Origin of the sequence: Nocardiopsis sp. N85, assembly GCF_028882275.1 — a bacterium.
In the GTDB taxonomy this organism is placed as follows: Bacteria; Actinomycetota; Actinomycetes; order Streptosporangiales; family Streptosporangiaceae; genus Nocardiopsis; species Nocardiopsis lambiniae.
The window spans coordinates 116,163-128,999 of record NZ_JARBUT010000010.1; the positions used below are offsets into that span (position 1 = coordinate 116,163).

Annotated in this window: 11 protein-coding genes; 5 read left to right on the top strand and 6 right to left on the bottom strand. The window is 67.9% G+C overall.

The window, feature by feature from the left end:
- Positions 1-93: 93 nt before the first annotated feature.
- Both PWG71_RS15940 and PWG71_RS15945 read left to right on the top strand, forming a co-directional pair.
- Positions 94-1,950 (top strand): FHA domain-containing protein, encoded by a 1,857-nt coding sequence (locus tag PWG71_RS15940; protein WP_274810514.1) that lies wholly within the window; start codon positions 94-96, stop codon positions 1,948-1,950.
- A 157-nt stretch (positions 1,951-2,107) separates the two neighbouring features.
- Complete coding sequence (locus PWG71_RS15945; RefSeq protein WP_274810515.1) at positions 2,108-2,776, top strand: lysophospholipid acyltransferase family protein; 669 nt, start codon at positions 2,108-2,110, stop codon at positions 2,774-2,776.
- Positions 2,777-3,286: 510 nt separating this feature from the next.
- On the opposite strand, the gene PWG71_RS15950 is transcribed toward PWG71_RS15945, so the two are convergent.
- Positions 3,287-3,847 (bottom strand): TIGR03086 family metal-binding protein, encoded by a 561-nt coding sequence (locus PWG71_RS15950; protein WP_274810516.1) that lies wholly within the window; start codon positions 3,845-3,847, stop codon positions 3,287-3,289.
- A 174-nt stretch (positions 3,848-4,021) separates the two neighbouring features.
- Complete coding sequence (locus PWG71_RS15955; RefSeq protein ID WP_274810517.1) at positions 4,022-5,497, bottom strand: MDR family MFS transporter; 1,476 nt, start codon at positions 5,495-5,497, stop codon at positions 4,022-4,024.
- A gap of 227 nt (positions 5,498-5,724) precedes the next feature.
- Here PWG71_RS15955 and msrA point away from each other — a divergent pair, with 227 nt between their 5' ends.
- Entirely contained in the window at positions 5,725-6,231 is a 507-nt protein-coding gene (msrA, locus tag PWG71_RS15960; RefSeq protein ID WP_274810518.1) for a peptide-methionine (S)-S-oxide reductase MsrA, read from the top strand.
- A 142-nt stretch (positions 6,232-6,373) separates the two neighbouring features.
- Here the strand turns inward: msrA and PWG71_RS15965 are convergent, their stop codons facing one another.
- The 3 genes from PWG71_RS15965 to PWG71_RS15975 form a co-directional block, all read right to left on the bottom strand.
- A complete protein-coding gene (locus PWG71_RS15965) occupies positions 6,374-6,874 on the bottom strand; it encodes a hypothetical protein (RefSeq protein WP_274810519.1) in 501 nt (166 codons plus the stop codon).
- Positions 6,875-7,156: 282 nt separating this feature from the next.
- Positions 7,157-7,603, bottom strand: coding sequence for a hypothetical protein (locus tag PWG71_RS15970; protein WP_274810520.1), 447 nt, complete (start codon positions 7,601-7,603; stop codon positions 7,157-7,159).
- Between the two features lie 222 nt (positions 7,604-7,825).
- On the bottom strand, positions 7,826-9,523 hold the full coding sequence (locus PWG71_RS15975) for a LamG domain-containing protein (RefSeq protein WP_342455984.1): 1,698 nt from the start codon (positions 9,521-9,523) through the stop codon (positions 7,826-7,828).
- A gap of 587 nt (positions 9,524-10,110) precedes the next feature.
- On the opposite strand from PWG71_RS15975, the gene PWG71_RS15980 reads away from it, so the two are divergent.
- Together PWG71_RS15980 and PWG71_RS15985 are read left to right on the top strand one after the other, a co-directional pair.
- A complete protein-coding gene (locus PWG71_RS15980; protein WP_274810522.1) occupies positions 10,111-10,788 on the top strand; it encodes an IS5 family transposase in 678 nt (225 codons plus the stop codon).
- A complete protein-coding gene (locus PWG71_RS15985; RefSeq protein ID WP_274810523.1) occupies positions 10,785-10,946 on the top strand; it encodes a hypothetical protein in 162 nt (53 codons plus the stop codon). Before PWG71_RS15980 ends, PWG71_RS15985 begins: the two co-directional genes overlap by 4 nt.
- Before the next feature lie 312 nt (positions 10,947-11,258).
- Here the strand turns inward: PWG71_RS15985 and PWG71_RS15990 are convergent, their stop codons facing one another.
- On the bottom strand, positions 11,259-12,143 hold the full coding sequence (locus PWG71_RS15990; protein ID WP_274810524.1) for a hypothetical protein: 885 nt from the start codon (positions 12,141-12,143) through the stop codon (positions 11,259-11,261).
- Between the last annotated feature and the right edge of the window lie 694 nt (positions 12,144-12,837).

Consider the following 12,837-nt stretch of genomic DNA (forward strand, 5'->3'; position numbering starts at 1 on the left):
AGGGAAACAGCGGAACGGGCGTTCACATCCCCCCGATCATCCCCTCACGATTCACACCCCCGGTCACTCCCCCATGACAGAGAGAAGCAGGTCGTGTCATTCGAGATCGTCGGACGCGAAGGCCCCTTCGCCGATCGGACCTTTCCCGTCGGTGAGGCCCCCCTCACCTTCGGCCGCCACAGTGACAACCGGATCGTGGTGGGCAGCAGGGCCGCATCGCGCTTCCACGCGGAGATCTCCCGAGAGGGGGACGGCCACCTCCTGAAGGATCGCGGCAGCAGCAACGGAACACTGGTCAACGGCGTGCCCGTGGACGTGCACGTCCTGGTCCCCGGCGACGTGATCGAGATCGGCGAGGAGTCGTTCGTCTGGCAGGCCGTGGAGCGGCCCGGAGCCGCCGACGTCCCGGTGACCCAGATGTTCGTCCGGGCGGACGTCTCGGGCCCCAGGCTCAACGTCACCGTCGCCGGGGGCGGTCCCGTCGGACTGTCCTTCGCCCTGCTGTTGGAGCACCTGCTGGGCCCGCAGGTGTTCGTGACCGTGTACGACGCGCGGTGGACCCGTGACGGGGCGCGGGTCGTGTGGAAGAACGCGCAACAGGGCAACGTCCGGCGCCGACAGGTCGTGACGATCCAGAGCCGACAGTTCCTCAACCTCTCCGAGGAGATGCGCGAACGCCTGTTCGCCGAGGGCGAGTACAGCGAGATGTGGCCCTCGGGCGCCGACTCCATCCGCGGCCAGGGGCCGCGCAACATCCGCATCTCGCGCGTGGAGGACGTGCTGCTGGAGATGTGCGGCGAGCGGCCCGACCGCATCCGGCTGGTGCCCGAGAAGTTCGTCGCGACGGCGCCCGGGGCGTGGGAGGAGAGCCACGTGCTCGCCGTCTGCGAGGGGTCGCGCTCGCGCACCCGCGAGCACTTCAGCGACAAGTTCGGGCAGGCCGACAGCGGCATCTACTCGTTGAACGGCGAGCACGTCGAGGACGTCGTGCTGGGGTTGCAGGTCAAGTCCGACCTGCCGGATCCCATGACCGTGCTGCTGACCGTGGCCCAGAACCGCTTCCTGTTGAACTCACTGCGCGGCGAGGGCTTCCTCAACATGCGCCTGACCGACGAGGAGGCGGCCGAGGTCGTCGGCATCGACCCCGTCCGGCGGTCGTTCGAGGAGTGCGTCGGCTCGCGTCCGTGCGTCATGGCCCGCGGCGAGGAGGGCGACTTCACCTGCTCCACGCACAGCACCCTGTTCCTGCCGGCCCTCGTCGGGGGTTCCAAACTGTGGAAGCGGGTGCGGCAGGGGCTGGAGTTCTTCGGGGTCGCCGAGAAGAACCTGAGCGCCGTCACCGCCTTCCGGTTGAGCATGGTGCAGCGGCCGCGGTTCACCGCCCAGTTGCGGGGGGCGACGCCCACCACCCCGGGCACCTACGGGTTCCTGCTCGGGGACGCCGCCAACGCCATCCACTTCTGGCCCGGTCGCGGCCTCAACAGCGGGCTGGCCTCGGCCATCTCACTGGCCCGGTCGCTCAGCAGCTCGTGGAACGGCCGCCCCTTCCGCGACTCCGACTTCATCCGCCACGAGGCGGCCATGTCGATGTTGCAGTACCGGCACAAGAGCCGGGCCTGGAAGGCGATGGTGACCACCGACGAGAACGGTGAGACCGGCACCATCAAGGAGCTGATCGGCCGGAGCCTGGACGAGGAGGGCGCGGGCCGTGAGGCGGACACGGCGACGCTCATGGAGCGGCTGGGGTCGATCCGGGACCGGCTGGCCACCCGGATCACGGGGCTGCCCGACGACGACGCCCTGCGCGCGCACCTGGAGGGCCTGACCGACGAGACGCTGCGTTCGCTGGTCGCCGGCGGGGCGTGGGACACGCTGACCGTCGGCGGCGAGGAGGTCGACATCGACATCTTCTACCGGGAGGAGGCGTCGGCGCGGCCGATCGGGGTCTGAGCCCCTCGTCCGGGGCGGTCACGGCGCTCAGCCGTGTCCGTCCCGTCCGTGTTCTCCCTGTTCGGTGAGCTGGAGCACTCTCGACCCCCCGGCCACTTGTTACCGATGGGTCGCCCTTACATTGGGTTCGGACACCACCGGAAGTGAGGGAGACCACGTGCTCTACGATGCGTTGCGGCAGACGGCGTCGCTCCTGGCCCGATCGCTGTGCCGCCCGACCATCGAGGGCCGCGAGAACGTCCCCGCCACCGGCCCGGTGCTGCTCGCCAGCAATCACCTGTCCTTCGTGGACAGCGTCGTGATCCCGTTGTCGGTGACCCAGCGACGGGTGCGTTTCCTGGCCAAGAGCGACTACTTCGAGGGCAAGGGCGTCAAGGGGCGCGTCACCGGGACGGTGTTCAGCGCGCTGGGGGCGATGCCGCTGGAGCGCGCCAACGCGCGCGACGCCATGGCGACCCTGGAGATGATGCTGGACCGGTTGCGCGACGGCGAGGCCTGCGTGATCTACCCGGAGGGCACCCGTTCGCGCGACGGCCGCCTGTACCGGGGGCGCACGGGGGTGGCCCACCTGGCGTTGGAGTCCAAGGCACCGGTGGTGCCGGTGGCGCTGTCGGGCACCCAGGAGGTACAGCCGGTCGGGGCGTCGATGCCCCGACCGCGCCCGTTCACGGTGCGCTTCGGCGAGCCCATGGACTTCTCCACCGGGTACGACCACCTCGCCCCGGGCAAGGCCCGCCGGGTGATCACCGATCGGGTCATGGACGCCATCCACGCCCTGTCCGGGCAGGAGCGCGCGGGCCACTACAACGATCCGGGCGGTCGCTGACCGCCGGACGCGTCCTCCGGGGCCGGGATTCCAGGTTCCGGAGCCACTTTTTTCATGAACCTCGCACGCGAGGTGATCACGTGTGGTGACATGGTGATCACGGAAGCGCGGAGGCCGGTGTGCTCATCGGCCTCAGCCCCGTGCCCGGGCACGGTCGTCTTCCCGGACCGTCCCCCGGCCCTCTCTTCGGGCGACGGTCTTCGGCCGTCCCGCCCCGCCTCCCTCCGCGCGACGGGGCGGCCACCCCCGTTCTCCGGCGGACGGCCTCCGCCGTCCGCCGGAGAACGGGACCGACGTCGGCGCGCCCGGACCGCCTGCCGCGGACGCCGAGAGACGGCGGCCGGCATGGTCGCCGGAAGCCTCCCCGGGTCGCCCGGAACCGTCGCCGGTGCGACGCGAGGGACCTTCCGGTCCCGGTGATCCCGTGCCCGCGATCGACACCGGCGCCCGAGACCCTTCACGGGTACGCGATCGCGAAGGAGCGGGCGCGCCGGTGACCGTGTCGGCGGTTCACGGGGCGCGGCCGGTGAGGGCCAACAGCCGCTCCTGTGTCCCGACCCCCTCCCCGACGGGGACGGGGGGATCGAACATCGGTCCCGGTCCCAGGTCCTGGCGCCGCGCCCAGTCGTGGAGTTCGGCGACCAGGTCGGGGTCGAGCGCCTCGTCGGCGCCCAAGGCGCGGGCCAGGTCCCAGGCGTGCACGGCGAGGTCGAAGGTCATCTGCCACAGGTAGAGTTCGCCCGGCGCGTCACCGAAGGACAGATGCACGGTGCGGCCGAGCGCCGAGGGCGCCAGCCAGGCGGCGCGGGCCTCCCTGGCCGCGATCTCCCAGACGGCCAGGGGTTCCTCACCCAGGACGTCGCCGTCGAAGCGGTCGCCGACCTCCTCGACGGTCGCCCCCGCCAGGAGGGACGGGACCCACAACTGTTCCGTGGTGAGGTGGTCGACCAGGTCGTGGACGTCCCAGTCGGCGCAGGGCGTGGGCAGCGCCCAGTCGGTGAGCCGGACCTGCCGCACCCGGCGGTCGAACTCCTCCAGCGCGACGCCGTGCAGGTCGATCAGCCGTTCCATCCTCGCCCTCCCTCGTGCTTCCTCCCGTGCCGGGCGCCCTACCCGCGTCGGGACGGTGTGAACACTCCCCCGTCCGTTCAGAGCGCGGACGAGCGGGGAGGACACGGCCGGTCCCGCGACGGGAACGACGTCGGCCGGCCCCGAGAGGGGACCGGCCGACGTGTGCGCGGGTCGTCAGTGGGCCGCGGGGGCCGCCTGCGGCGTCCCGGTTGCGGCGCGGCGCACGAAGAACGTGGCCGCGAACCCCAGCACCGAGATCGTGGCGCCGAGCAGGAAGGCGACGTGGATGCCGCCGGCCATGGCCTCGATCTCCGGCATGCCCTCTCCGACGAGGTTCGCCGAGGACGCCGACATCACCGCGACGAACGCCGCCGTGCCGGCCGCGCCGGCGACCTGCTGGACGGTGCCCACGACGGCGCTGCCGTGCGAGTACAGCTCCGGCCGCAGGGACCCCAGGGCGCCGGTGAGCAGCGGCGTGAACATGAGGCCCAGGCCGACGGTGAGCATCACGTGCGTGCCGATGATGAACCAGAGCGGGGTCTGGGTGTCGAACAGCGTCATCCCCCACAGCGTCAGCGACACCAGCGCGCCGCCGGGGATGATCAGCGGCCTGGGGCCGACCTTGTCGTAGAAGCGGCCCACGAACGGGGCGATCAGACCCATGGCCAGCCCGCCGGGCAGCAGGGTCAGACCGGTGGTCAGGGTGTCGTGGCCCAGCACGTTCTGCATGTACAGCGGCAGCAGGATGAGCGTGCCGAACAGCGCCATGAAGCTGACCCCGACCAGGGCGATGGAGATCGAGAACTGGGTGGAGCCGAACACGCGCAGGTCCAGCAGGGCGCGGTCCCGGCTCTGGAGACGCAACTGCCGCCACACGAACACCACCAGCGCCACCGCGCCGATCGCGATCGCCGCCCCCGGGGGGATCGGGCCGCCGCCGTGGCCACCCAGGCTGGAGAACCCGTACACCAGGCCGCCGAACGCGAACGCCGACACCAGCACGGAGGGCATGTCGATGCGGGCCGGGCGCGGCTCGGTGACGTTGCGGATGAACAGGGCGCCCAGCCCCAGGCCGATCAGGGCGATGGGCAGCACCAGGCCGAACATCCAGCGCCAGTCCAGCACGCTGAGGATCAGGCCGGCCAGTGTCGGGCCGATGGCGGGCGCCACCGAGATGACGATGGAGATGTTGCCCATGGTCCGGCCGCGCCGTTCGGCGGGCACGGTGTTGAGGATGGTGGTCATGAGCAGCGGCATCATGATCGCCGTGCCGACGGCCTGCACGATCCGGCCCGTGAGCAGGAACGTGAAGCCGGGCGCCAGGAAGCACAGCAGGGTGCCGACGCTGAACAGCGTCATGGCGGCGATGAACACCTGCCGGACGTGGAAGCGCTGCAACAGGAACCCGGTCGCGGGGATCACCACGGCCATCACGAGCATGAAGGCGGAGGTGAGCCACTGGCCGGTGGAGACGGAGATGCCCAGGTCGGCGTTGAGGGCGGGCAGCGCCACGCCCATGATCGTCTCGTTGAGGATGACGACGAACGCCGAGACCAGGAGCAGCGGGATGACCAGGCGTTCGGCGCGCGGCGCCGTGGGGTCGGCGGTGGATTCCGACGCGCGGTCGGGTGGTGTGGGTGTCCCGGTCACAGGTGTCCTCGTGTCAGCGTGATCGTGCGGATGCGCGGGGGATGCAGGGAGTGCAATTTTCTCCCGAACAAACCCCAACCTCCCACACCAACAGGACATTCCCGCATCGGGAGTGTGGTCTGGGTCCCACGTTCGGGCCCGTTACGGGGCCGGGTCCCGGCGCGGGAACGCCACGGCCCCGACCGACGTTGTGGGAGAAGCCGCACGCTGGAGAAGAAGGAGGCACGATGGCGACCGAACGCGCCGTTCTGGCCGGAGGCTGTTTCTGGGGCATGCAGGACCTCATCCGCAGGCAGCCGGGGGTGACCGGCACCCGGGTGGGCTACACCGGCGGGGACGTGGAGAACGCCACCTACCGGAACCACGGCACCCACGCCGAGGCGATCGAGATCCTCTTCGACCCCGAGGCGACCTCCTACCGTGAACTGCTGGAGTTCTTCTTCCAGATCCACGACCCCACGACGGTGAACCGTCAGGGCAACGACATCGGCATGAGCTACCGGTCGGCGATCTACCACGTCGACGACGCCCAGCGGAAGGTGGCCGAGGACACCATCGCCGACGTGGACGCCTCCGGCCTGTGGCCGGGGCCGGTGGTGACCGAGGTCGAGCCGGTGGGTCCGTTCTGGGAGGCCGAGCCCGAGCACCAGGACTACCTGGAGAAGTACCCGAACGGGTACACCTGCCACTTCCCGCGCCCGGGGTGGCGTCTGCCCAGGCGCGACACCGTCTGACCGACGAACGAGGGGAGGGTCCCCGGCCACGAGGGCCGGGGACCCTCCCCTCGTTCGCGCGGCGGGCGCGAGGAGTCCCCGGCAGAGCCCTGCGGACGGCGCGTCGGGCGAGGTCGGAGGGCGCGGGACGGAGGGAGGGGGTTCAGCCCGCCTGGCGGTGGGCGTCCGCCAGGACCCCCCGGATCCGGTCGGCGCACTCCAACAGGTCGCCCATGACCGAGGCGACGGGGGCCTCCCGGTCGGGTGGGAGTTCGGTGACCAGTCCGCCCCAGTCGGGGACGGGGACCACGAGCACCCACCACGGCGACGGCCGCTCCCCGGTCTGCGGGTCGATCCCGGCGCGGTGGCGGAGCAGGAGGTGGTCGGCGTGCAGGGGACCGGCGGGTCGGCGTTCGGCGGGCCAGGTGGCGGCCACCCCGGTGCAGAGCGAGGCGAGCATGTAGGAGCTGGAGGCCGACTGTTCGGCGCGCACCTGCGCGCGCTCGTCCTCGGGGTGTCCGGCGTGGCCGAGCAGGACACCGTCGAGGCCGAAGGCGACCGTGTGGGCGGCGCCGGTGCGCCCCTGGAAGTCGGTCAGGAGTTCGCCGACCAGGGCGGGGCGTTCGTGGCGCAGCGCGACCCGCCCGATCCGATTGTTGATCATGGTCGACCAGTATGGTGACGGACCGTTGGAATGAGAACACGGTGTGCCCTAGAGCACGTCGTTCGGGCTCCGAACAGCGCTTTCGAGGAACGGGGTCCCATGCCGGGCTCGACGAAAGACCAGTTCAGGACCGCTTTCGAGATCGGACCGCGCTCCGGCCCGGCCCGGGTTTCGGTGGACCGGAAGGCGGGGACGGATCACTCCCCCTTCACCGGTCCACTGTCCGAATCAGCACGCTTCCCCGGCCGGACTCCGCAACGCCGTCCCCCGAGGTGGGGCGGGTCAGTTCTCACGGGTGAGACCCCTGACCGCGGCGCCGGCGACGGCGAGCGCCACCGCGTCCTCGATGAGCGCACCGGCGGTGTCGGGGCCGACCCTGCCCCACACCTCCCGCCAGGTGACACCGGCCCAGGCGCCCACGGGCGCGGCGATCCCGGCGATCAGGACGGCGGGGGGCAGGGGGACACCGGCCGCCCGGGCCAGAAGACCACCGCCGACCATGGCGCTGGCCACCCGGGGGATGAGCCCCGCCCACTCCAACCGGTTGGGGGCGAACGGCGTCTTGTCGCCGATGAACTCTCCGACGGTGCCCAGGACCGTCAACGTCGTCAGCGCCGGCCCGCCCCCGGGGACGGCGCGCAGCGCGGTCCCCGCGCCCAGGCTCGCCCGTGATCCGGCCGCCAGGCCGAGCAGGCAGGCCCGCACGGGGATCCCCTTCCGTTCCTCCATGACTTCCCCTTCGGTCGTAGGTGCTCGGAATCGGACCCGTTCCCCGGGAGGAGGACTTCGACACCCCTCGTCGGCTCCGAGGGGCAGGGGGACGAGCGGGGCGTCGGCGGGAGGACGTCGGACGACACGGCCGCCTGACGAGGGGGCGGGTACAGGCCGGCCCCCGCGTCCACGGGGGCGCGGGGGCCGGTCACCGGGGGTGGAGGGATGTGCGGCGAGAATTCAGACCTGGATGTTGGGGAACTCGCCCATGTACACCCGGTCCCTGTCCCGTTCGTTCAGAACACCTTGGTAGGCGTGGACGTCGTCGATGTCACCGTTCCAGTGGTGGGAGATCGCCCCCTGCTCCCGGGCGGCGCCGATGTACACCGGACCGTCGGCGTGCCAGGCGTGGGTGACGGCGACACGGCCCTCTTCGCGCCCGTTGACGTACAGGATCGTCTCCTTGCGGGTGTGGTCGTAGACCCCCACCAGGTGGGTCCACTCCCCCAGGCGTGCCGGGGCGGTGGAGGTCGCGGTGGTGCCGGCGCCCGAACCGCCGTCGGAGGTCAGGGTGAACGTCCACCTGCCGTCCGAGCCCCGGTGGCCGAGGCGGAAGGCACTGTCGGTGGGTCCGGACTGGGCCAGCGCGGTGGCGTCGATGGCCCCGCCGGTCTCGTCCAAGCGCACCCAGGCGGCGACACTGAAGCTGCGGTCGGTGCGCAGCGCCGGGTCCGCGGTGGCGATGTACTCGTCGACGCCGTTGAGCCGCACACCCGGTGAGGCCGTGACACCGTTCTCCGCGAAGTTCCACGCGGTGAGCGGATCGCCGTGCAGAGTGGCGTCCAGCCCGTGGTCGGTGGAGTCGGCGACCACGGTGCCGTCGTACTCGTCGAGCGTCCAGCGACCCTCGGGAGCGACGGGACGGTTCGCCAGGCGCCACACCTCGGTCTCGATCTCGTGATCGGTGACGATGTGGTCGAGAACGACACGGTCCCACACCCGGACATCGTCGATCGACCCGGGCCAGTGGTGATCGTCGACACCCTGGACGAGGCCTCGACCCACGGTCAGCGGCCCGGGGGCGTCCCAGGCCCCGGTGTGGGCGGCCTCGCCCTGCTCGACTCCGTCCACGTACAGGGTGATCTCGTGGGTCCGGGAGTCGTGGACACCGAGCAGATGGGTCCACACGCCGACCTGGGCGGAGGCCGTGGAGGTGACGGCGGTCCACGGAAGCGGGCCGTCACCGTCCTCGGGGGACATCTCGAACACCCAACGACCGGTGTCGCCCTCGTAGCCGAGGTGGAAGGCGCTCTGTCGCGTGCCCTGCTGGGCGACTGCGGTGTGGTCGGCGTCGGCCCGGTCGAGCCGGACCCAGGCCGCGACGGAGAAGGTGCCGGAAGTGTCCACCGCGGGGTGGTCGGCGGTGACCCGGCCGTAGGTGCCGGGATCCCCGTCCATGGGGACACCGAGGTGGACGGCGGTGCCGTTCATGCGCGGGGTCGGGTTCGTGCCTGGATTCTCGGTGGCACCGAGACGGCCGCGCACCCAGTCGACTCCGTCGGAGAGGGTGGCGCCGCGTTGGGGGTCGATCGCGTCGACGACGCGGTTCCCCTGGCCCTCGTCGAAGGCCAGGTGGACGACCGGACCGCTCAGGGGTGCCACGAGGAAGGAGTGGACCAGTTCGCAGTCGGAGGATCGACCGGAATCGTCCATCGTGCGGGCGTAGATCCAGTTGGGGCCCTCCTGGCGGGGGGTCAGCGTCACCGTGACCGACCCGCCCTGCTCATCGGGGGTGAGCCTGGTGGTGCAGGAGTCGTCGTTGAACCCGTAGTAGTAGTCCGTGGCGGTGGGCACACCGTTGTCGCTGAAGGTGAACTCGCCCGGCAGCCCCGGGGAACCGTGGAAGGTGTCCCCGGCGGGATAGTCGGTGGAGGTCACCGCCGGTCCTCGCTCCGGGCGGGAGGTGTCGGGTGCCTGTTCCGCGTGGGCGGTGGCGGGCAGGAAAGGGACCAGGAGCGCGGGGACCAGTGCGATGGCACCCCACGTCCGAGCACGGCGGGGCATGGCGGGGCATGGCGGGACTCTTCCTCTCCCAGGACCGGGGGGATCACCGAGCAGGGGTGCCGCGTCATGGGGACGCGACCGGTGGTGGTCGTTCTGGGACGGAGCGAGACGTTAGCAATCACAAGCGAACAAAGGAACCGTGACCCACTTCACTTTTCCAGCGTCCCCGACACGCGACATGCGCCTTTCTCGACAAGCATGAGGTCAGATTTCCACTTGTCCTCATGTGGACATATATGAGGACGTTTGATGGTGATGCACTCGGGGATCGTTCAAGGTTTACTCATCTGCGAGGCCCTTGGGGCGTACGAAGACACGGCCGAGCGCCAGGGGTGGGGTTTCGGTCGTCGGCCGAGGAAACGCGTATTCCGGCCAGGGTGTGAAAGCGGGTTTGAGAAGGGTGGGTAACGGTCCGAGCACTTCGCTCTTACCCGGCCGCAGGCCCTGTGAGCCTGGCCTTCATGAGCCGTGAGCCGACCTACCCCTCGGACCTGACCGATGACCGGTGGGCGTTGATCGAGCCCCTGCTCCCCCCGGCCCACACCGGCGGCCGCCCGGAGGAACACCCCCGCCGTGACGTGGTCGACGCGATCTTGTACGTGGTGCGCACCGGCTGCTCTTGGCGCCACCTGCCCACCGACCTGCCGCCCTGGCAGACCGTGTACTGGCACTTCACCCGCTGGAAGGAGGCGGGGGTCACCGACCGGATCACGGGCGCCCCGCGCCCGCAGGTACGCGCGGCCGCCGGCCGCGACCAGGAGCCCTCGGCGGGGATCATCGACTCCCAGAGCGTCAAAGGAGCCGACACCGTCCCCCAGGCCGGCCGGGGCTATGACGCGGCCAAGAGGATCAACGGCCGCAAGCGGTTCATCGTCACCGCCACCCTCGGGCTGTTGCTCGTCGTGTGCGTGATGGCCGCCTCCGTTCCAGGCCGCGACGGGGCCAAGACCACGCTGTTGAGCCTGTATTTGGCCACGCCGGTGCGGTTCGTGTTCGCCGACACGGGGTTCGCCGGCGCTGGTGGTCTGGACGTGCAGGCTGCTGTCCACGGCGCTGTACATCGTGCGCAAGGACCTCGCCCAGGTCGGGTTCGCGGTGATCGGGCGCCGGTGGGTGGTGGAGCGGACCGGCCTGGTTGACCTCCCACCGGCGGCTGGCACGGGACTACGAGCGTCAACCCGGGGTGGCCGAGGAGATGGCGCGCTGGGCCGCGATCGGGCAGATGGCCCGCCGTCTGACCCGTGGCCGCGACGCGACCCGTCAGCCGGCATGGACGAGTCAGGGTCCTGTTTCCTGACCCTTCTCAAACACGTTCTGAGTCTGGTCCGCAAACGCACCGATCTGTTTCGGGGGTTCATCGATTCGGTCGGCTTGGAACTCTCTCCCTTACCGTCAACTGAATGATCAAAGATCAGTAGACACCTTCATGATCTTGGGTTCCGTGCCTGCTTTTGTGCGTATCGTTCCGTGGCAAAACGGATGAACTACGTGATCCAGGAACTTGAACGAGCCCTGCCTCTACACCCCACGACACAACAAGTGCTCGCCTTCGTAAAACCAACCTCACACATCAGCAGGACTTGCCCCCCAGGAGCCCTCATTCTAATTTCTACTCAAGGCGCATTACATACAAGTGATCCCTGTCGCCAAAATGCATGAAAATAGAATTTTCAAAAGAAAGTACTTCTTTTGGAGTCCCAGGAATGTCGGAGCCGCGAATCTTCAGAAGTCGAACTTCCTTGAACTTGACAGAATAACCATTTATTTCAAAAATGAAAACTTCGCGATCCCGATACCCCCTCCTTTCGGCCAGTTCATACTTCCCGAGGAACGCAAAGGTTTTCCCCTTTACTGCAATGCCCAGCGGCGCGAGAACTGGAGTTTCAATTTCACGAACTTCTCCGTTCATGCCAATCGAAACTACTGAGTTTCCTTGATCAACCAAGGCAAGAACTCTATCTTCACAGAAGCCAATTGCGTGACAATGAAGAAATCTACCTGAATATACATCGTGATCTTTCATCCTCCAGGAAACTACACCAGATTCGTTCCAGCAAACCACTCCCGGAAAATCATACCCGCTGCCTTCAGATTCAAATCCAGACAAAGAGCTTCCCACATCTGGAATTGGCAGCGATCCACTGTCAGAATACCCAACCCAGACCCTTGAATATGGATCCACAAGGATCTTTGAACACGGCCCGCTTATTTTTATCTGACTGTCCATACGCCCTGAGTCATCAATGATGAAAACCGGGGTCGCCCCCCAGGCGGACGCAGGGGACCTCCTCGACAGGAAAAACTTTCCCTGAGAACGAGAGATGTAGTTTATGCCATCAAAATTCCCGTCAAGCCCTATTAGCTCCCCTGCAAGGTAGATGAAGTAAGACCCGCCACCGACCAATAGGCGCACAATTTCACCATCGGATGCCAGGCCGTACGCTTGCGTGCGGAGGCTACTGATACCGTGCCACCCCACTTCAGTGAGGGACACTCTCAATTTTTCCAAAATCCAGACCCAGATGTTTTTTCTATTCAACCAACCAAAACCGACAATTCACCGAATTTGGTAATCCCCCATTCCCCATGGAGAGCCTCGATACAGCATCACGGGAGATCCCCGCCGCCTCGCCAGCGATGCGCGGCATCACAGCATCGAAAATATCCTTTATTTCACCAAGGCTTCTTTGGCGTCGTAGTCAAAATTCCCTCACCTTCAGCTCCGAGAAGCAGGATGAAAAAGGCTCACTGGTCCCATCCTGTACGCTCACTCACCCAGATCTCGCTATTTCTTCGAGATCATCGAAATGCCACCGCTCGCAAGGGAGAAAATCCGAATAAGAACCTTCCGAACATCCGGGTCTCGATCAAGCCGCTCCAAAGATTCAAACCTCGCCGGATCAAGATCGATCGTGGCAACTCCGCCAGAATTTCCATCATCCACGGTGGAGAATAGGAGAAGGCATCGGTAAGCCCGAATACCCCCTCTCTCTTCACGCATTAGCGACTGAAGGACAACACTTCCTTCCTTGACCTGGCTGCGGAGTGCTTCTACCGAGGACCACCGAGTTGCCCAGCCACGACCCTCCGCCTCCAACTGAATCGTCAGCAGCGCATCGAAGCTGATCTGACACACACGGAATTCAGGGTCGGATGAATTAATCAGTGGCATCAGGAATTACTCCCCT